Source organism: Streptomyces sp. NPDC048420 (assembly GCF_040651535.1).
In the GTDB taxonomy this organism is placed as follows: Bacteria; Actinomycetota; Actinomycetes; order Streptomycetales; family Streptomycetaceae; genus Streptomyces.
This window is the reverse complement of record NZ_JBEZKG010000007.1, coordinates 279594-298248: the sequence shown is the minus strand read 5'-3', so window position 1 is coordinate 298248 and position 18655 is coordinate 279594. Positions and strand designations below refer to the sequence as shown.

At 70.1% G+C, this 18655-nt stretch carries 17 protein-coding genes; 10 read left to right on the top strand and 7 right to left on the bottom strand.

From position 1 onward, the window contains the following. Positions 1 to 367 precede the first annotated feature (367 nt). The 6 genes from AB0D34_RS14915 (at position 368) to AB0D34_RS14890 (ending at position 7480) form a co-directional block, all read left to right on the top strand. Positions 368 to 1387 (top strand): LacI family DNA-binding transcriptional regulator, encoded by a 1020-nt coding sequence (locus AB0D34_RS14915; RefSeq protein ID WP_362661464.1) that lies wholly within the window; start codon positions 368 to 370, stop codon positions 1385 to 1387. Positions 1388 to 1517: 130 nt separating this feature from the next. Then, complete coding sequence (locus tag AB0D34_RS14910) at positions 1518 to 2519, top strand: ABC transporter substrate-binding protein (protein ID WP_362661462.1); 1002 nt, start codon at positions 1518 to 1520, stop codon at positions 2517 to 2519. A gap of 174 nt (positions 2520 to 2693) precedes the next feature. Further along, entirely contained in the window at positions 2694 to 4232 is a 1539-nt protein-coding gene (locus AB0D34_RS14905; protein ID WP_362661461.1) for a sugar ABC transporter ATP-binding protein, read from the top strand. Next, positions 4229 to 5314, top strand: coding sequence for an ABC transporter permease (locus AB0D34_RS14900; protein ID WP_362661459.1), 1086 nt, complete (start codon positions 4229 to 4231; stop codon positions 5312 to 5314). The genes AB0D34_RS14905 and AB0D34_RS14900 overlap by 4 nt, the downstream gene beginning before the upstream one ends. Continuing rightward, positions 5314 to 6345 (top strand): galactofuranose ABC transporter, permease protein YjfF, encoded by a 1032-nt coding sequence (gene yjfF / locus AB0D34_RS14895; RefSeq protein WP_362661457.1) that lies wholly within the window; start codon positions 5314 to 5316, stop codon positions 6343 to 6345. Before AB0D34_RS14900 ends, yjfF begins: the two co-directional genes overlap by 1 nt. Before the next feature lie 145 nt (positions 6346 to 6490). Further along, positions 6491 to 7480: a hypothetical protein gene (locus tag AB0D34_RS14890; RefSeq protein WP_362661455.1), complete on the top strand. Its 990-nt coding sequence runs from the start codon at positions 6491 to 6493 to the stop codon at positions 7478 to 7480. Positions 7481 to 7516: 36 nt separating this feature from the next. On the opposite strand, the gene AB0D34_RS14885 is transcribed toward AB0D34_RS14890, so the two are convergent. Next, positions 7517 to 8011: a hypothetical protein gene (locus AB0D34_RS14885; protein WP_362661453.1), complete on the bottom strand. Its 495-nt coding sequence runs from the start codon at positions 8009 to 8011 to the stop codon at positions 7517 to 7519. 91 nt (positions 8012 to 8102) lie between these two features. After that, the gene (locus AB0D34_RS14880; RefSeq protein ID WP_362661451.1) at positions 8103 to 8537 is read right to left on the bottom strand and encodes a MarR family transcriptional regulator; all 435 of its coding nucleotides are present in this window, start codon (positions 8535 to 8537) and stop codon (positions 8103 to 8105) included. Positions 8538 to 8629: 92 nt separating this feature from the next. Here AB0D34_RS14880 and AB0D34_RS14875 point away from each other — a divergent pair, with 92 nt between their 5' ends. Next, positions 8630 to 9628: an NADP-dependent oxidoreductase gene (locus tag AB0D34_RS14875; protein WP_362661449.1), complete on the top strand. Its 999-nt coding sequence runs from the start codon at positions 8630 to 8632 to the stop codon at positions 9626 to 9628. An 82-nt stretch (positions 9629 to 9710) separates the two neighbouring features. On the opposite strand, the gene AB0D34_RS14870 is transcribed toward AB0D34_RS14875, so the two are convergent. Further along, complete coding sequence (locus AB0D34_RS14870) at positions 9711 to 10862, bottom strand: serine hydrolase domain-containing protein (protein ID WP_362661447.1); 1152 nt, start codon at positions 10860 to 10862, stop codon at positions 9711 to 9713. A gap of 15 nt (positions 10863 to 10877) precedes the next feature. After that, the gene (locus AB0D34_RS14865) at positions 10878 to 13421 is read right to left on the bottom strand and encodes a M14 family zinc carboxypeptidase (RefSeq protein ID WP_362661445.1); all 2544 of its coding nucleotides are present in this window, start codon (positions 13419 to 13421) and stop codon (positions 10878 to 10880) included. A gap of 177 nt (positions 13422 to 13598) precedes the next feature. Between AB0D34_RS14865 and AB0D34_RS14860 the strand changes: the two genes are divergently transcribed. Then, positions 13599 to 14474 carry a hypothetical protein gene (locus AB0D34_RS14860; protein WP_362661443.1) on the top strand — a complete coding sequence of 292 codons (876 nt, stop codon included), beginning with the start codon at positions 13599 to 13601 and terminating at the stop codon, positions 14472 to 14474. 24 nt (positions 14475 to 14498) lie between these two features. Continuing rightward, positions 14499 to 15302, top strand: coding sequence for an EI24 domain-containing protein (locus AB0D34_RS14855; RefSeq protein ID WP_362661441.1), 804 nt, complete (start codon positions 14499 to 14501; stop codon positions 15300 to 15302). A 591-nt stretch (positions 15303 to 15893) separates the two neighbouring features. On the opposite strand, the gene AB0D34_RS14850 is transcribed toward AB0D34_RS14855, so the two are convergent. Next, positions 15894 to 17123 carry a pyroglutamyl peptidase gene (locus AB0D34_RS14850; protein WP_362661439.1) on the bottom strand — a complete coding sequence of 410 codons (1230 nt, stop codon included), beginning with the start codon at positions 17121 to 17123 and terminating at the stop codon, positions 15894 to 15896. A 106-nt stretch (positions 17124 to 17229) separates the two neighbouring features. Then, positions 17230 to 17520, bottom strand: coding sequence for a hypothetical protein (locus AB0D34_RS14845; protein ID WP_362661437.1), 291 nt, complete (start codon positions 17518 to 17520; stop codon positions 17230 to 17232). A gap of 135 nt (positions 17521 to 17655) precedes the next feature. Here AB0D34_RS14845 and AB0D34_RS14840 point away from each other — a divergent pair, with 135 nt between their 5' ends. Beyond that, positions 17656 to 17979 (top strand): YrdB family protein, encoded by a 324-nt coding sequence (locus AB0D34_RS14840; protein WP_362661435.1) that lies wholly within the window; start codon positions 17656 to 17658, stop codon positions 17977 to 17979. 9 nt (positions 17980 to 17988) lie between these two features. Here AB0D34_RS14840 and AB0D34_RS14835 read toward each other — a convergent pair whose 3' ends face one another. Beyond that, positions 17989 to 18567 (bottom strand): TetR/AcrR family transcriptional regulator, encoded by a 579-nt coding sequence (locus AB0D34_RS14835; protein WP_362661653.1) that lies wholly within the window; start codon positions 18565 to 18567, stop codon positions 17989 to 17991. Between the last annotated feature and the right edge of the window lie 88 nt (positions 18568 to 18655).

The following is an 18655-nucleotide window of genomic DNA, read 5'->3' as shown; positions in this document are numbered from 1 at the left end:
GGGTGGTCGAACGGGTAACGGTTTCCATGGAGCGCCCACATGGCCGCACATCGGCGGTGCGCAGTCGCGCGAACCCGCCCCCCTACCCAACTCCTGCAGCTAGTCGCGTTATTCAACCGTAACGACACTTCCCGCTGCAGCCCTCTTGACCGCCGCGAATTGTTAGCGCTCACAATGACGTCCGCATTCATCGATCGATGCCCACCGGCATCCAGGGAGGTACGAGCGTCGTGTCGGAACCGCCCCCAGCCGCCTTACCGGTCGACCTCACGGGGCTGTCCGGAACCCCCGCGTGACCCGGACGGCGCGGTATCGTCCGCCCGTCCCACAGGACTTGTCGGCAAGCGATCGCCAAGGAGGTGCGACCGTGAACCACGTACAGCTTCGGCCGCCCACCATGGCCGACGTGGCACGCCAGGCCGGGGTGTCCCACCAGACCGTCTCCCGTGTGCTGGGGGATCACCCCAACGTGCGGGACGAGACGCGTGCCAAGGTGCTGCGTGCGATCGAGGAGATGGGCTATCGCCGCAACTCCTCGGCGCGGGCCCTGGCGACCCGGCGCACCCGGACCCTGGGTGTGGTCGCCTCCAACACCACCCTCTACGGACCGGCCAGCACGCTGTTCGCGCTCGAGGAGGCGGCGCGCGCCAAGGGGTACACCGTCTCGACGGTCAGTCTGCGCCGGCTCGCGGTGGAGACCCTCTCCGAGGCCCTGGACCACCTCAGCGAGGGCGGGGTGGAGGGGGTGATCGCCCTCGCTCCGCAGCGCTCGGCGGTCGAGGCCCTCGCCGAACTCCGTCGTCCCTTCCCGGTGGTGGCCGTGGGGACCGGGTCCGGCGCGGAGATCCCCAGCGTCAATGTGGACCAGTGGCTGGGCGGGCGGCTGGCCACTCGTCATCTGCTGGCCGCCGGCCACCGCACGGTCTGGCATCTCGCCGGACCCGAGGACTGGCAGGAGGCGGCCGACCGGGCCGCCGGCTGGCGAGCGACCCTCGAAGCGGCGGGCGTCGAACCGCCGACGCCGCTGCGGGGCGACTGGAGTCCGCTGTCGGGCTATCGTGCGGGCCAGGAACTGGCCGGCTGGGTGGGCCGTGGACTGACCGCCGTCTTCGTCGCCAACGACCAGATGGCGCTGGGGGTGTTGCGGGCGCTGCGGGAGGCGGGCGTACGCACTCCTCAGGACGTCGCGGTGGTCGGCTTCGACGACATCCCGGAATCGGAGTTCTTCGCTCCACCGCTCACCACCGTCCGGCAGGACTTCGCGACGGTGGGCAAGCGAAGCATCGACCTGCTGCTGGATCTCATCGAGGGTCGGGAGCCCTCCGGGGCGCCCGGGGTGGCCATCGAACCGCACCTCGTCGTCCGGGCCAGCACCGCACCCGACTGACGCGGTACCGAGCAGCAACCAATCAGCGCCAATCAGCAACATTCGCACACCAGTACGACCGATATTTCGAATAATGATCGGCAGGCTGGACGCAGTGCGATCGGTCCTGGCTCTTCAAAGGAGAAGAAACATGCTCAACAGAAGGAACTTCCTCACTGCGGCGATCGGCGTGGCGGCGGCGGGCACCCTGGCGGCCTGTGCCAAGGAGGACGGGGGCTCCAGCACCTCCTCCGACGGCAGCAAGACGATCACCCTCGGCTTCTCCCAGGTCGGCTCCGAGAGCGGCTGGCGCAGCGCCAACACCGACTCGGTGAAGTCCGCGGCCAAGGAGGCGGGGTACAACCTGAAGTTCTCCGACGCCCAGCAGAAGCAGGAGAACCAGATCTCCGCCATCCGCAGCTACATCGCGCAGAAGGTGGACGTCATCGCCTTCTCCCCGGTCGTCGTCACCGGCTGGGACGCGGTGCTCAAGGAGGCCAAGGCCGCGAAGATCCCGGTGGTCCTCACCGACCGCTCCGTCGAGACCTCCGACCAGTCCCTGTACGTCACCCTGGTCGGCTCCGACTTCACCGACGAGGGCCGCCGCGCCGCCAGGATCCTGGAGAAGGTCCTGACGAAGGCCGGTCACAAGGGCCCCGTGAAGATCGCCCAGCTGGAGGGCACCACCGGTGCCGCCCCCGCCATCGAGCGCGCCAAGGGCTTCAAGGAGGTCATGGACGCGGACCACGCGGACGACTGGAAGATCGTCGTCAGCCAGACCGGTGACTTCACCCGCGCCGGCGGCAAGCAGGTCATGGCGGCCTTCCTCCAGTCCAACCCGGACGTCAACGTGCTCTTCGCGCACAACGACGACATGGCCATCGGTGCCATCCAGTCCATCGAGGCGGCGGGCAAGAAGCCCGGCAAGGACATCCTGATCGTCTCGATCGACGGCGTGAAGGACGGCTTCGTGGCCATGTCCGAGGGCAAGATCAACGCCATCGTCGAGTGCAACCCGCTGCTCGGCCCCCAGCTGATGGACGTCGTGAAGAAGGTCAAGAACGGCGAGTCGGTCGAGCGCTGGATCAAGACCAAGGAGGGCGACTTCATGCAGGACCAGGCCAAGGCCGCGCTCCCCAGCCGCAAGTACTGAGCTACCGCTACCGCGCGTACTGAACTACCGCGCGTACTGACCGACCGCGGCACCGCGGTACCGACCTACCGCACTCACCGGCAGGGAGCCTCCGGCAGGCCGAGCACACCTCGGCTCAAGGAGGCTCCCCGCGGGCCGAGAACGAGATTCGATGAGTCCATGAGGAGCGCTGCCATGGCAGAGCCGCAGCCCGTCCTGGAGATGACGGGCATAGTCAAAGAGTTTCCGGGGGTAAGGGCTCTGTCGGGCGTCGACTTCCGGCTCTTCCCCGGCGAGATCCACGCCCTGATGGGCGAGAACGGGGCAGGGAAGTCCACTCTGATCAAGGTGCTGACGGGGGTCTACACCCTGGACGGCGGCACCATCACCCTCGACGGCAAGGCCGTGCATATCGGCAGCCCGCTGCAGGCGCAGCAGGCCGGCATCAGCACGGTCTACCAGGAGGTCAACCTCTGCCCCAACCTGTCGGTGGCGGAGAACATCTTCATCGGACGTGAACCCACCCGCGCGGGCCGCATCCAGTGGAAGCGCATGCGCAAGGAGGCGGCGGAGCTCGTCGACCGTCTCGGCCTCGACATCGACGTCACCGCGCCGCTGTCCTCGTACCCCCTCGCGGTGCAGCAACTGGTCGCGATCGTACGGTCGGTGGGCACCGGCGACAGCGACGGCGAGGGCTCCGGCACCAAGGTCCTGGTCCTGGACGAGCCGACCTCCAGCCTCGACCGTGACGAGGTCCTCGAACTGTTCCGCCTGATGCGGCAGTTGAGGGACGAGGGCGTGGCGATCCTCTTCGTCTCCCACTTCCTCGACCAGATCTACGAGATCTGCGACCGCATGACCGTGCTGCGCAACGGCACCCTGGTCGGCGAGCACATGGTCCGCGACCTCGACCAGGTCGCGCTCATCGAGCTGATGATCGGCAAGGCCCTGGACCAGCTGGAGGAGCTCCACGACCACCAACTCCACGCGGACGTGGGCGAGTCGCTGCTGAAGGCGGAGGGCCTCGGCAGGACCGGCGGCATCGCCCCCTTCGACCTGGACATCAAGAAGGGCGAGGTCGTCGGCCTCGCGGGACTGCTCGGCTCCGGCCGCACCGAACTGGCCCGGCTGCTCTTCGGCGCCGACCAGCCGGACAGCGGCACGGTGACCATCGGCGGCAAACAGGTCTCCATGAGCGCCCCGAACGACGCCATCGGCGCCGGCGTCGCGTTCTGCTCGGAGAACCGCAAGACCGAGGGCCTGGTCCCGGATCTGACAGTCCGTGAGAACATCATCCTCGCCCTGCAGGCGGCCCGCGGCTGGACCCGGCCCATCCCCACCGCACAGCGCGACGAACTCGTCGCCAAGTACATCAAGGCACTGGATATCCGCCCCGCCAACCCGGAGGCCAGGGTCGGCCAGCTGAGCGGCGGAAACCAGCAGAAGGTGCTGCTCGCCCGCTGGCTGATCACCCAGCCCAAGCTGCTGATCCTGGACGAGCCGACGCGCGGCATCGACATCGGTGCCAAGACGGAGATCCAGAAGCTGGTGGTCTCCCTCTCCGAGGACGGCATGTCCGTGCTCTACATCGCGGCCGAGCTGGAGGAGGTCCTCCGCCTCAGCCACACCATCGGGGTGCTGCGCGACCGCAAGCTGGTGGCACAGCTCACCAACGGGCCCGAGATCACCCCCAGCAAGATCCTCGAGACCATCGCGAGCGGAGAACACCAGTGACCACCACCTCCCGCTGGCGAGCACTGACGCGCCATCACCTGTTCTGGCCGGTCGCGGTCCTGGTTGCCCTGCTGCTCGTCAACGTCCCCTTCACGCCCGACTTCTTCGCGATCCGCATGACGAACGGCCACCTCTACGGCAGCCTCGTCTCGATCGTGCTGTTCGGCTCGCCCCTGATCCTGGTGGCGGTCGGCATGACCCTGGTCATCGCCACCGGCGGCATCGACCTCTCGGTCGGCGCCGTGGTCGCCATCACCGGGGCCCTGACCTGTTCGTACATCAGCGACCAGGCCGACCAGGGCGCCCTGTCCGCGGTGCTGCTCGCGATGGGCCTCGGCCTGATCGCGGCGGTGGTCTGCGGCCTGTGGAACGGCTTCCTCGTCGCCAGGATGGGCATCCAGCCCATCATCGCGACCCTCATCATCATGGTCGCAGGGCGCGGTGTCGCCCAGCTGATCACCGACGGCCAGATCATCACCATCAACAGCGAGCCGTACAAGCTCATCGGCGGCGGCTACTGGCTGACGCTGCCCTTCTCCATCTTCGTGGTGGCCGCGGTCGTGGCCGTCACCGTCCTGCTGACCCGCCGCACGGCCCTCGGTCTGCTCGTCGAGTCGGTGGGCGGCAACGCCGAGGCCAGCCGTCTGGTGGGCATCCGGTCGATGCGCATCAAGATCATGGTGTACGTGTTCTGCGCGGTGTGCGCAGGCATCGCGGGCCTGATGATCAGCTCCAACACCTCGGCCGCGGACGGCAACAACGCCGGCCTGTGGATCGAACTCGACGCCATCCTCGCCGTCGTCATCGGCGGCACCTCGCTGCTCGGCGGACGCTTCTCCATCGGAGGCACGGTCGTCGGCGCCCTGGTCATCCAGACCCTCACGACGACGATCTACACCATCGGCGTTCCCACCCAGACCAACCTGGTCTTCAAGGCAGCCGTCGTCATCGTCGTGTGCCTGCTCCAGTCCCCGAAGTTCCGCGCCAAGGTCTTCGGCGCCCGCGCGAAGGCGGCGGGCCCGGCAGCGCCCGCCGCGGTCGCCGAGCCTGCCGAGCCCGCTCCCAAGATGGAGGTGTCGTGATGAGTACGACCACCAGGACTCCCGCGACACCGGGCGCGCCGCAGCGTCGTACGACGTCCAGGTCCGCCCGTCTGCTCGGCGACCGACGGCTGCCCGTCCTGGTCACGGCCGCGCTGTTCCTCGTGATGTACATCGCGGGCCTCAGCCGCTACCAGAACTACGGCTTCGGCGACTCGCAGGTGTTCCTCAACCTGTTCATCGACAACGGCTATCTGCTGGTCGCCGCCGTCGGGGCCACCTTCGTCATCATGTCCGGCGGCATCGACCTGTCCGTGGGCTCGGTGATCGGCTTCACGACGATGCTCACGGCGTGGCTGGTACAGGACGTGGGTCTGCCCCTGCTCCTGGTGATCCCGATATCCCTGGCCGTGGGAGCGTTCGGCGGCTTCCTCATGGGCTATGTGATCCACAACTTCGAGATCCAGCCGTTCATCGTGACGCTCGCCGGTCTCTTCCTCTTCCGGGGCCTGTGTCTGGTCATCAGCAAGGAGTCGATCGCCATCGACGACTCCGAGGTGAGCAGCCTCGCCCAGACGCGAGTGCCGCTGGGCGTGGGGGAGTTGTCGATCGGCGCCGTCGTGGCCCTGGTCGTCCTGGCCGCGGCCTTCTACATCCTGCACTACACCCGTTTCGGACGCCGGGTCTACGCCATCGGCGGCAACGAGCAGTCGGCCCTGCTGATGGGCCTCCCGCTGGGCGGCACGAAGATCGCGGTCTACACGATGAGCGGCTTCTGCTCCGCGCTGGCCGGCCTGCTCTTCATGCTCTACATCCAGTCCGGTGACCCGCTGCACGCCGTGGGCATGGAACTCGACGCGATCGCCGCGGTGGTCATCGGCGGCACCCTGCTGACGGGCGGCTCCGGCTACGTCCTCGGCACCCTCTTCGGCGTCCTCGTCCTCGGCCTGATCAAGAGCATCATCCAGTTCGAGGGCACGCTCAGCTCCTGGTGGACGAAGATCGCCACCGGTGTGCTGCTCTGCGCGTTCATCCTGATCCAGCGCGTGATGACGGCCCGTAAGAAAACCTGAGCCGACGGGGAACCGGCGATGTCGGTTTCGATGCGATGGGAGTGGATCATCCTCCGCCCGCCGTGCCGGAACGGCCGGTTCCCCACACAACCTTCACGGCTTTCTCTAGGAACGCCGCCGGTCGGGAACCTAATCTTCCCGCGTCATGGACTTCTGCCTCCCGTGCCGACGGCACCTCAACGGCGCCCTCGCCTGCCCGGGCTGCGGCACCCCGGCCCACGAACTGCACGCGTACGCGACCGAGTCGTACCCTTCCACCACTTTGCCGCAGGCGGCCGCGGTTCCCCTCGGAGGCGACGGATACGCGGTCGCGTACGGGAGCCAGGGCACGGGCGAGGCGTACGAGGCTCACGCCGCGGGCCCCACGTACGGGGCCCCTCACGTGGCCGCCTCGTACGAGAGTGGCCAGGGGAGTGCCGCGTACGGCGATCAGGCCGAGGCCGGTGCGGCGGCGGAGGCCGACGAGGGCCACGACGGGACCGAGCGGCTGGAGGCGGCCCCGACGGCGGTCGAGCCCGTGGGCGGCGGCCGGGCGGCGCGGCGACGTGAACGAGGCCGTGGTGGCCGGAGCGCGCAGGCACAGGACGACTCCGAGGGCTACGACGACGCCGACGAGTACGACGAGGAGGACCCCGACGACTCCACCGGCGGAGCCAGTCGTCGTGATCGCAAAGCGGCGGCCCACCGCCGACGTCGTCGCAGGACCCTGCTGATCGCCGCCGGCTTCGTGCTCGCGGCCGGCGGTCTGAGCCTCGCGGAGCTGGGCATGGACGCTCCGGGATCCTCCCCCAAGCCGGCCGCGGCGGGCGGGGAGTCGGCCGAGGACGGCGGCTCCCCGAAGGCGAGTGACTCGGCGTCGACGGCCGACGGCTCCAGGGGAATCGTTCCCTCGGTCTCGCCCACGGCAGGGCCTTCCGAGTCCCCGTCGGCCTCCGCCTCCAAGAGCGAGGACGCCGACGCGAGCAGGAGCCCCGCCGCCCAGTCCGCGCCCGCCAAAGCTCCTGGCGGGTCGACCCCGACCGCGACAGCCACGTCCACGAGCGGCGGCTCGGCCCCCACCGCCACCCCCACCACGGCCCCCACCCCCGACCCGTCACCGTCGGAGTGTCAACGCTTCCTGTGGTGGTGCACCTGATTTGTTCGCTTCTGTGAACATTGAGCGAAACGCCGGTCACAGATGCTGGAAGAAGCGGGTCCGCCATGTCGGGGGGTATTCGGGCGGGTAATAGGAGGCGAGCTCGCTGACGCCGTCGTATCTCGTCCAGAGCAGGTGCTGTGGGACGGTGACGTAGCCGAGGGTTTCGAGTGCCTCCTCGACCCGTTCGCGGTCCGTGGCCCGGAAAAGCTCGCGCTCCTCGTCGGCGTCGTGGCTCCCGGGGACGCCGAGCGCGACAGTGGCAAGATCACCGAAGTTGCTGACGGTCACGCTGATGTGCTCCGCGCTGTCGGTCACGCTCTGCGGGATGACGATCGTGCCGTGGTGGCTGGCGTCCTGGATGTGCCGATCGACGTCGCACGCGCAGCGGAACCGCTCGTCCAGAAGGGATACGAGCCATTCGAACTTCGCTCGGGTGGCCACGTGGTCGTAGTCGCGGGGAAACTCCATGTGATCCGGGTCGTCGAGCTGCCTGAGCAGTGCCCAGGTTTGTCGGTCGTCAAGGTTCATGCCTGTCCTCTCCCTGTCGGATCCCGCCACGCCCACGCCGCCGCGTTCCTGGCCTTCAGGGTGCGGGAACACCCCCGGCCGCGGCTGCGCGTCACGCGTCCCGCATCCGCCGCAACAAATCCCGCAACGCCTCCCGCTCGCCCACCGACAACCCCGCCAGCGGCTCCCGCGCGAACCGCAACCCCTCCCGCAGCTCCCGCGTCACCCGCCGCCCCTCCTCCGTCGCCGCCGCCACCTTCACCCGCCGGTCCGCCGGATCGGGCCGCCGCTCCACCAGCCCCCGCGCTTCGAGCCGGTCCACGATCCCCGTGACATTGGACGGCTCGCACTTCAATTTCTGGGCCAGTTTGCGCATGGGCAGCGGCTGAAGGGACAGCAGACTCAGCAGCCGCGCCTGCGCCCCGGTGAGGGCGTGCTCCGCGGCCGCGTCCTCGTAGTCCGAGTAGAAGCGGGCCACCACATCGCCGATGAGCTCGACGACCTCCAGGGTCAGCGCGTCGGGCCGGGTCGTGTGAGGAGTGGACATGTGCCCCAGGGTACCCCGTTACTTGACAACCTGAAATATTCAGAGGCATCGTTGTTTCAGGTACTGAAGTAAATGGAAAGGTCGCAGGCATCATGATCAACCGCGAATGGCACCTCGTCTCCCGCCCGGTCGGCTGGCCCAAGCCCGAGGACTTCGCCCTGGTCGAAGCCGAGGCCCCGACCCCCGGTGAGGGCCAGGTACTGGTCCGCAACAAGTACCTCTCCGTCGACCCGTACATGCGCGGCCGCATGAGCGCCGCGAAGTCGTACACCGCACCCTTCGAGCTCGGCAAGGTCATGCAGGGCGGCGCGGTCGGCGAGGTCGTGGAGTCCAACGCCGAGGGCATCGCCGTCGGCGACCACGTCCTGCACTTCTTCGGCTGGCGCGAGCACGCGGTCATGGACGCGAAGAACGCCGTCAAGGTCGACGCGGACGCCGCGCCCCTGTCGACGTACCTCGGCGTCCTCGGCATGACCGGCCTCACCGCCTACGCCGGCCTCCTGCGCACCGCCTCCTTCAAGGAGGGCGACTCGGTCTTCGTCTCCGGCGCCGCGGGTGCCGTCGGCAGCCAGGTCGGCCAGATCGCCAAGCTCAAGGGCGCCTCCCGGGTCATCGGCTCGGCCGGCTCGGACGACAAGGTCAAGCTGCTCGTCGAGGAGTACGGCTTCGACGCGGCCTTCAACTACAAGAACGGCAAGGTCAGCGACCAGCTCCGCGAGGCCGCCCCGGACGGCGTCGACATCTACTTCGACAACGTCGGCGGCGATCACCTGGAGGCCGCCATCGGCTCCCTCAACCAGGGCGGCCGGATCGCGGTGTGCGGCATGATCTCCGTCTACAACAACACCGAGGCCGCGCCCGGCCCCCGCAACCTCGCCCGCCTCATCCAGACCCGCGGCCGCATCGAGGGCTTCCTGGTCGGCGACCACTACGACCTCCAGCCGGAGTTCGTCGCCGAGGTCGGCCCGTGGGTGGCCTCCGGCGAGCTCAAGTACCGCGAGACGGTCGTCGAGGGCATCGAGAACAACCTGGAGGCGTTCCTCGGGGTCCTGCGCGGCGACAACACCGGAAAGATGATCGTCAAGCTGTGACGTGACGCTCGTCCGACGGAGCTCGTCGGTCGTACCCGGCGGAGGCGGCACCCCTGAACGTGGGGTGCCGCCTCCGCTCCTGTCATACGGCCAGAGCCGCCTGGTGTACGGCCCTCACCAGCCGCTCGTTCTCCGGCGCCGCCCCTCCCGGGAACGCCATCCGGCGACGGGTGTAGCCGTAGGCCAGCCCGCTGCGGGGGTCGGCGAAGGCCTGGGAGCCGCCCGCGCCGCTGTGGCCGAAGGCGCCCGCGCCGAGGAAGGGGTACCACATGTCGGACACGGCCTGGAACCCCAGACCGTACGACTTGTGCGCCCGGGCGACCAGGTCGTAGCCGATGGAGTGGATCTGGCCCACCTCCGCGATCGTGTCGGGCTTCAACAGCGGCGGCCGGTCGGCGACTTCGCTGATCGCCGCCGCGTACATCCCGGCCAGCCCGCGCGCCGCCGCCACGCCACCCGCCGACGCCGGTCCCTTCGCGCGTACGGCACGGGAGTTGGCGTAGTCGGCGAGGTCGCCCGCCTGAGGCACATGCTGGTTGAAGGCGATCGCGGTCAGGGTGTGCGGGCCCGTCGGTGCCGCGTCCAGCAGGGCCTGCTGCGTGGCCGTCGGCATCATCGCCTGCACCGAGCGGTAACGGGGTTCGAGGGACTCGGGCAGCCCCAGGTGGAAGTCCAGCCCGTACGGCGCCCGAATCCGCTCCTCGTACACCTCCTGGAGCGAATGGCCCGTCGCCCGCCGTACGATCTCGCCGCTGAGCGCGCCGATGACGAGCGCGTGGTAGCCGAACGCCGTGCCCGGCCGCCAGAACGGCTTCTGGTCCGCGAGCCGTTCCGCCACCGCCCGGTCGTCCGCCAGCTCCTGCGCGGTGAACCCGGCGTCCAGGCCGACCACTCCGGCCCGGTGCGCCAACAGGTCCCGCAGGGTCAGCTGGCCCTTGCCCTCGGCCGCGAACTCCGGCCAGTAGTAGGTCACTTTGCGGTCCAGCTCCAGGGTGCCCTCCTGGACGAGGAGCGCCACGACCAGATGGGCGGCACCCTTGGTCGACGAGAACACGCCGTAGAGGGAGTCAGGGCCGACCCCCTCGCCGGCCCACAGGTCGACGACCCGCCGGCCGTGCACGAACGCGCTCAACTGACCTTCGTAGTCCGGCCGTTCGCCTGCCACGAACGCGGCGAACTCCTCGCGCACCGCCTCGAAGCCGTCCGCGACGGTGCCGTGGATCTCCTGCGTCATCCGCTCTCCTCAACCTCAACCGCTGCTCGCGTGCGCCATGGTGAACAACGCCCGTCCGACCTGGGCGAACTCCCCCTTCGGATGATCCCGGAAGAGAGGCTCGGTGCCGAACAGAACGGCTTGGGGGCCGCTGACGACCGAGGGCTGCCCGGCCGCGGCGGCGGGACCGCCGGAGCCGTCCGGCAGGGACCGCCAGTGCCCGGAGACCAGCGGGTTCCCGGCGGCGTACGACTGCTCCACGCGCACCCCGGGCCCGAGATCGGTGAACCAGACCGGCGTGTAGACGAACCCGGCGTCAGGGGAGCCCGGGGCCCCGGCCGTCACCGGACCCGAACTCACCACGCGCACCACGCCGTTGGCGTCCCCGTTGCCCTCCACCGGCTTGGCCGCCAACAGGCCTGTGGCCGCGCTCAGTTCGGCCCCGATGGTCCCGCGCCCGACGAGCCCGTGCCCGGCGCCCAGGAAGGCGTCCAGAGCCGTACGGGCGCCGCTGGTGAGGGCGTCGCGGTCCAGCCCCGCCGACACGAACAGCACATCCACCGACGACCAGTCGAAACCGGCGTTCAGGACGGCCGTCGAGACCGGGACGACCTCGAAGTCCATCTCCCGCAGCGCGAACAGCTCACCGGGCGTCACGGCCGCGGCCACCCGCGTGCGGCGCAGCTCGGCCGTGCCGGTCTGCCGTGTCGCGTCGAAGACCACGTCGTACGTCCGGGCGGTCACCATCGCCTTCGCCCGCGCCGACGCCGGCACGATCGCACTGCCGTCGGCTGACCGTCGTACCGGAACACCCTGCCGGAGAAGGGAGTTGAGGGCCGCGATCTCCTGCGGGTCGGTCAGCCGCAGCAGCAGGTCGCCGCGCGGCGCGGCGACCCGACCGACGTCAGCGGCGGTCCGGACCGGGCGCAGCGGCGCACCCACCAGGCGACCGGAGCGGACCGGGTCGACCCTCGCACCCCACAGCCGGCCCAGGCTCCAGCCCGAGATGTCGTACATCACCGAGACCTTGTCGCTGATGTCCCGACCGTCCGCGAGCAGCACGTTCGCCAGACCCCGCTTCGGCTGGCGCATGTCGACGACGTACGACCCCTTCGCGTACGTCCGTCCGCCGAGCCCGAGTTCACGGGTCGCGCGGGTGACGCGGACGTCGTTGGCGAGGAGGTGGTCGACGAGACGGGCGGCGGCGGTGTCGGTCGTGCCGGCCGGAATCACGTACGCGCGCGGGAAGTCGGTGGTGTACACGTCCTCGGGCCCGATGCCCGGCACCCCGGGGACCGTCTCCTCGGACACCGGCACCTGGTCGGCGCCCGCCGCCCCGCGCCGGAAGACCTCGATCTGGTCGGCGATCAGTGAAGTGCGGTTGCTCCGCACGAAGTTGAGCGTGGACCGGATCGCCGCCCCCGCCACATCCGTGTTGACCGCGGACCGGCGCCGGAGCTCCTCGGCGGACAGGCTGTCGTAGAGGGAGTTGTTGACGGCCAGCGGGATCTCCACGGTGTGCGCGGCGACCGTGCCGTGGAAGGCCGCGTACTGCGGGGTGAAGATCGGCGGCCAGTCGTCCCAGCCCTCCTCCTGGTCCCGGAAGGGGATCTGCGCGGGCTCGACACCGTCCTTCGCGGGCGTGAAGCCGAGGCCGTTGACGGCGGCCTCCATGCCGAGCGCGTTGGCGTAGGTGTTCTTCAGGAAGAGGTCGTACTCGTAGTTCTCGCCGTGCGGGGGAGTGGTGGGCTCGATGAGGGTGCCGTTGACGTAACCGTGCAGGTCGAGCATGACGGCGGGCTGCTTGTCGATCTCGATCTGCCGCATCGCCCGCACCTCGGGCTGCGAGGCGGTCACGAAGTCCCGGTTGAGGTCGAAGCCGTTGGCGTTCGCCCGGGTTCCGGCGATACGGCCGTCCGGGTTGGCGGTGATGTTGAAGTACAGCCGGGAGTGGGCGAGAAGGTCCTTCGTGCGCGTGTCCGTGGCGGTGGCGAGCTGCTCGACGATCTTCAGGGAGGCGTCGGTGCCCTCCCACTCGTTGCCGTGGATGTTGTTGTTGAAGAAGACCGGCGCCTTGTAACCCGCCTTGATCTCCTTCGACTTGGCGGCCGCCGCCGGCGCGTTCTCGATCAGCTCGCGCATCCGCTCCTGGGCGCGTGTCTGGGCGGCGGTCTCCGGAGCGGTCACGGTGACGAGGTAGAGCCGGTGTCCACCCGCCGACCGTCCCGCGATCTCGACGCTGACCCGGTCGCCGAGCCGCTGGAGGGCGTTCAGTTTCGGCGCGATCGCGTGGTATGGCGTGAGACCCAGCCTGACCGACTTGTCGGCCGGGTTCACGGGGTCGGGGGTGAGGACCTGCTCGCGCGGATAGCCGCGGGCGGTGTCCGTGAAGCCGGTGGTCGGTGCCGTGAGCGCCCGCAGGGCGGCGCTCTCGGGGGTCCGGGCCGGGCCCTGGTCGCCGGCGCTCTCGCGGGTGGGCGGCTCGGGGTCCGCGGTCGCGCTGTTCGGGGTGAGCAGCAGTGCGCTCGTGAGGGCGATGAGCAGGACGGGTCTCGCAGGAACGGTTCTCGTGGTGTGCACGTGTACCTCCTCCGGGGCTTCCTGAGATCGGTACGGCGAGATGTACCTGTTCGACTCAACCGCAACAAGAGGGAGTTCGTGGCGCGGATGCCCCGGATGGCGCATCTCGTGCCTGCCGGACGGGGCATGCTGAGGTCATCGGAAGCGGGCGGCGAGCGAGTCCCACAGGAGAAGCCCATGGCCACGATCCCTTCGCTGATACCTTCGCTCCCCGGCAGGGACGACGTCCTGCGCATGGCGAGGAACACCACCGACATCACCGGCCAACTCCTGGACACGGCCGGGAACATCACGAGGATCGCGATCAACACCCTCGACCCGCGGGACGGTTCGGGCACCGAGGCGCTGCGTGTGCTGCGCGAGACGACGGCGGAACTGGCCGAGGCGAGCGCGTCCCCGCAGGCCCAGGAGGCGTTCTACCGGATCGTCGACACCCTCACCCGGCTCGGCACGACGGGCGCCCCGCTGGCGGTCCACCCGGTCAGCGAACCGGCCCAGGCCCTGCTGGCGGTTCTCGGCGACAGCCTGCTCCCCGTCCTGGACGCGGTGGAACCGGCGGTCGAGGAGTTCGCGACCGCGCTCGGCGAACTGGTCGAGGCCACCTCGCCCCTGCTCCCCGCGACGGCGGGCGTGGCCGCCGGGGTGCTGCTCGCCCTCACCCCGCTGATCCGCGCGGCGACCGACGTACTGCGCGACTCGACGCCCGAACTCCGCCGGATCGCCGACGCGTTGACGGCGGCGCTGGCCCCGCTGATGCCGTTGCAGCTGGCGCTGGCCGAACGGGCGGCGGGCGTCGGCGCAGGAGTCGTACGCGCGACGCTCCCGCCCCTCGCCGACCTCACGGACGCGGCGGCGGCCACGGCGAAGGCGGCCCGGCCGGTGCTGATCGCGGGCGAGGAACTGTTCGTGTCCGGGCTTGAGCGGCTACAGCCCGCGCTGATGGCGGCCGCCTCCCGCACCGGCGGCGTGGCGCGGGCGGTCGCCGTACGGGTGTCGGCGGCGGTGTCCCCGGCGGCGGAACAGGGGGTGGTGGTGGCCGTATCTCCAGCCTGAGGGGCACCCGATAAGCTTCCGGCCATGCGTGATCTCGGGGCGGGCTTCCACTATCTCCTGAAGGGCCAACGGTGGGTGGCCCGGCACGGCAAGCAGTACGGCTTCGGACTGATCCCGGGTCTGATCACCCTGGTGCTGTACGCGGCGGCGCTGGTGGCCCTGGCGACCTGGGGCGAGGACTTCGTGTCCTGGGCGACGCCGTTCGCCGACGACTGGTCGAGCCCGTGGCAGGGCGTGTTCCGAGGCTTCCTCACGGTGGTCCTGTTCGCCCTGGCCCTCCTCCTCTCGGTCCTCACCTTCACGGCGGTCACCCTCCTGATCGGCCAGCCGTTCTACGAGAACCTCTCCGAGAAGGTCGACCGGGACGTCTCCCCGGACGGCACGGCCCCGGAATCCGGCCTCCCCCTCTGGCGCGAACTGTGGATCTCGGCGAGGGACAGCCTCCGCATCCTGATCCGCGCACTCCTGTGGGCGGTCCTCCTCTTCGCCCTCGGCTTCATCCCGCTGGCCGGCCAGACCGTGGTCCCGGTGCTCGGCTTCTTCGTGACGGGCTTCTTCCTCACGGAGGAACTGACAGGGGTGGCCCTCCAGCGCCGAGGCGTCGACCTCCGAGCCCGTCTCACCCTCCTCCGCTCCCGCAAACCCCTCATCTGGGGCTTCGGCACCCCCCTGGGCCTCGCCTTCCTGGTCCCCTTCGTAGCGGTATTCCTGATGCCGGGTGCAGTGGCCGGCGCAACCCTGATGGCCCGCGACCTGCTGGGCGAGGAAACCCGCGACGAGAACGAGGCCGCCGAGGGGGAGCCGCTGCAGGGCCAACTCGGCACCTGACTTCGTCTCGCCCCCGCCAGGGGCTCCGCCCCCGACCTCACCGGGGCTGCGTCCCCACGACCTCACCGGGGCTGCGCCCCCCGGACCTCACCGGGGCTGCGCCCCCCGGACCTCACCGGGGCTGCGCCCCCCGGACCTCACCGGGGCTGCGCCCCCCGGACCTCACCGGGTCTCCGCCCCCCGGACCTCACCAGGGCTCCGCCCCCCGGCCTCACCGGGTCTCCGTCCTCCGACCTCACCGGGGCTGCGCCCCCCCCGACCTCACCGGGGCTGCGTCCCCCGACCCCGCCAGGGGCTACGTCTCGACCTTCCGGAGTTCCGCCCCCGGACTCCCCCAGGGCCACGCGTAGACCCCGCCAGGGGCTGCGCCCCTCAATCCCACCGGGGCTCCGCCCCTGCACCCCGCCAGGGCCGCGCCCCCAACCCCCTGGCTCCCGTCGGGGTCGAGGGGCGCAGCCCCCGGTGGGGTCGAAGGGGCGGCAGCCCCTGGGGATGGGACGGGTAGGGGCGGCGGGGGCGAGAAAAACCCGGAGCCACCCCACCCCCCCCAACCCCCCAACCCCCCAACCCCCCACCCACCTCCCCAATCCCCTACGCCCCCACCGCCACCACCACAATCGCCCGCACCTGCGCGATGATGTCCAGCCGGTTCCGCACGAACGCCGGGTCCGTGACCTCCGTCGTGTTCCCGGCCCCGAACTCCAGCACAGGCGTGTGCACATGCCCACCCGGCAGCACCCCGTGCAACCCCAACCGGTCCCGCAACAACGTGGCCCGGTACGCGATCTCGTTGGAGAGGTAGTTCCCCCCACCCCCGGCACGCGCAGCGGACCCCTCGGTCGGCCCGTCCGGACGGACAACCGGCTGCGTCCCACCCGCCGGAATCTCGGTCACACTCGTGTTGTCGTACACCGGAAACCGCCCGGTGTCCGCCTCCACGATCGCCTTGTACGGCAGCGTCGTCGTGGTCCACTGCGGCTGCGAGGCCGGATCGGCGACCGGAACCGTCTCCGTCACCCCGATGTTGTCGTTGTCCGGAAACCCGCCCCGCCAGGCCCCGTTGGTCCGCTCGACATCGAACCGCCCCACCCGCCCCTGACTCACGGTCGTGAAGAGATCCACCTTCTTCAGATACGGCCGCAGCACCCGCTCCACGGTCCCTTCCGTGAAGTCCCGCCACCGGACCGGAAAGACGACGGTCTCCACTCGCGCGGGCCCCGCCGCAGTCCGGATCACCGTCCCGTCGAGCGCGAGCGCGCTCGCCCCCGAGGGATTGGATATCCGTATGTCCCGGTCCAGCGTGAACGGATCGAACCCGGTGACGAGCACCCGCTTCAGCCGGTCGCCCGCCGGATACCGCACAGCGGTCTGCCCCCGCGAGTTCCGCTCCAACTCGCCGAGCAGAGAGTCCCGTTGCCCGTCCGACAGCCCGAACGACGGCTCCCAGGTCCGCACTTCACGCGTCATCGCCAACCGCGCCCAGTACAGCGGCCGATCGTCGTCCCGGCTCAGATCCCCACCGGCGGGCCCCCGCCCCTGTGCCCGGTCCACGGCCCGCTTCCACAGCGCCGACCCCTGCCGTACGACGACCTTCCGCGCCGCCGCATAGGAGTGCGCCGACCCGAGCGCCCGAGTGAAGCGAAGCGTCACGGCGTCGAATCCGGAGCGCTCGAGGATCTCCCGCGGCACCGCCTTGTCGAGCCGCTGCTCCTCCACCGTGGGCGGGGGAGCGGCCTGGGCCGCGGCCGGGGTCGCCGGGACCACCGGTCCCGCCAGCAGGGTCAGTCCGAGGACGCCGATCCGAACGAAGAGGGATCTCAAGGGAGTTCAGGCCTTCCGTCGCTGTGGGGCGCGAGTGGTGCCGGACGACGGCAGTATCGCGTGACGGAAGTGGTCTACGCCATGGGGAGCGAGGCACCGGGAATCCTCAGGTGTCCCGGAACCGGGCCCGGTGTCCGTCTCGCAGATCAGTGCGGTGGCGAGCAGCTCGCGGTGATCCACGAGACGGCCCGTGCTCGGCGGCCTGCTCGTGCCCCGTCTTCATCGACTCCTCGGCCGGCCCTCGCAACGACAGGTAGGGCGTGGCGTGGCCCCAGCCCTCCTTCGGGGTGCCGGGCCCGTAGCCGCCGCCCCGGCTCAACGTCAGGACCGCCGGCTTGCCCTTGAGCGCGCCCAGTTCGCCGGGGCCGGCGTCGACCACGTCCGAAGGCTTCCGCACGCTCAGCCACCCCAAGGGCATCCACATACAAGGCCGCTGGAACGCCACCCGCCTGCTGCGCCCCCCTTCAACAAGCGCACCGAAACCCTCCTCAACTTCTTCCTCCGGTGAAGCAGGCGGGTGATACTTCCGCTCATGAAGGCAGCCAACCTGGGCGTACTCTTCCTCATCGAGCTCGGCGCCCTGGCGGGTGCCGCTTACTGGGGCTTCACCCTGGATGTCACCGCGTCCTGGCTGCCGGGCCTCGCCGCCCCCGCCGTACTCATCGTCTTGTGGGCCCTGTTCGGCTCACCCCGCGCGAAGTACAAGGCGAGCGGCGCCGGCCGCGTCGGCTTCGAGGTGCTGTGGTTCGGGGCGGGCGCGGTCGCCCTGTTCGCCGCCGGTGCCCACGTCTGGGCGTTCGCCTTCGCCCTCGTGTGCGCGATGAGCAAGACGCTGGCCGTCAACTGGGGCCAGTAGCAGACAGGTTCAGGACTCCTCGCCCAGCAGCCCCAGAAAGTCCCGGAACGCCCCCGGCATGTCCACCGACTCCGGGTCCAGCAGCCACTGGTACTGAAGACCGTCCATCACGGCGACCAGCAGGGGAGCCGTACGCTCGGGCGTGAGGCCGTTCGGAAGCCGGTCGCCGTACTCCGCGCGCAGGGCCACCGCCATCGACGCGCGCACCCGGGCGTAACGGTCGGTGAAGTACTCCCGCGCCGGATGCTCCTCCGTCACGCTCTCGCCGAGCAGCGCCGAGAAGGTCTGGATGATGCCGGGCCGCATGGCGTTGTACTCGACGAGCGAGGCGAGCAGGTCGACCCGCCAGTTGCCGTTCGGGACGGCGTCCCACTTGTCCCGCTCCTCCAGCACCGCGACCAGCAGCGCGTCCTTCGTCGGGAAGTGGTGCAGCAGCCCCTGCTGGGTCAGCCCGACCCGCTCGGCCACCGCGGCCAGGCTCGCGCCCCGGTAACCGCGCTCGGCGATGACCTCCAGAGCCGCCCTGATGATCTCGCCCCGGCGCTCCTCGCTTCTGGTCCTGGCGCTCATGGCGTCACCGTACGGCATCCCCACCCATAGAAGATAACAGCAAGATAACGAAACCTACCGTTCACCAGGCAATCGGTGCACGATGAGAGGACCGCACGGACTTCGA

What these genes read in the sequence shown, in the direction of transcription:
- AB0D34_RS14910 (WP_362661462.1), top strand. Translation starts at nt 1,518, where the DNA reads ATGCTCAACAGAAGGAACTTCCTCACTGCGGCGATCGGCGTGGCGGCG.
- AB0D34_RS14905 (WP_362661461.1), top strand. Translation starts at nt 2,694, where the DNA reads ATGGCAGAGCCGCAGCCCGTCCTGGAGATGACGGGCATAGTCAAAGAG.
- yjfF (WP_362661457.1), top strand. Translation starts at nt 5,314, where the DNA reads ATGAGTACGACCACCAGGACTCCCGCGACACCGGGCGCGCCGCAGCGT.
- AB0D34_RS14890 (WP_362661455.1), top strand. Translation starts at nt 6,491, where the DNA reads ATGGACTTCTGCCTCCCGTGCCGACGGCACCTCAACGGCGCCCTCGCC.
- AB0D34_RS14885 (WP_362661453.1), bottom strand. Translation starts at nt 8,011, where the DNA reads ATGAACCTTGACGACCGACAAACCTGGGCACTGCTCAGGCAGCTCGAC.
- AB0D34_RS14880 (WP_362661451.1), bottom strand. Translation starts at nt 8,537, where the DNA reads ATGTCCACTCCTCACACGACCCGGCCCGACGCGCTGACCCTGGAGGTC.
- AB0D34_RS14875 (WP_362661449.1), top strand. Translation starts at nt 8,630, where the DNA reads ATGATCAACCGCGAATGGCACCTCGTCTCCCGCCCGGTCGGCTGGCCC.
- AB0D34_RS14870 (WP_362661447.1), bottom strand. Translation starts at nt 10,862, where the DNA reads ATGACGCAGGAGATCCACGGCACCGTCGCGGACGGCTTCGAGGCGGTG.
- AB0D34_RS14860 (WP_362661443.1), top strand. Translation starts at nt 13,599, where the DNA reads ATGGCCACGATCCCTTCGCTGATACCTTCGCTCCCCGGCAGGGACGAC.
- AB0D34_RS14855 (WP_362661441.1), top strand. Translation starts at nt 14,499, where the DNA reads ATGCGTGATCTCGGGGCGGGCTTCCACTATCTCCTGAAGGGCCAACGG.
- AB0D34_RS14840 (WP_362661435.1), top strand. Translation starts at nt 17,656, where the DNA reads ATGAAGGCAGCCAACCTGGGCGTACTCTTCCTCATCGAGCTCGGCGCC.
- AB0D34_RS14835 (WP_362661653.1), bottom strand. Translation starts at nt 18,567, where the DNA reads ATGCCGTACGGTGACGCCATGAGCGCCAGGACCAGAAGCGAGGAGCGC.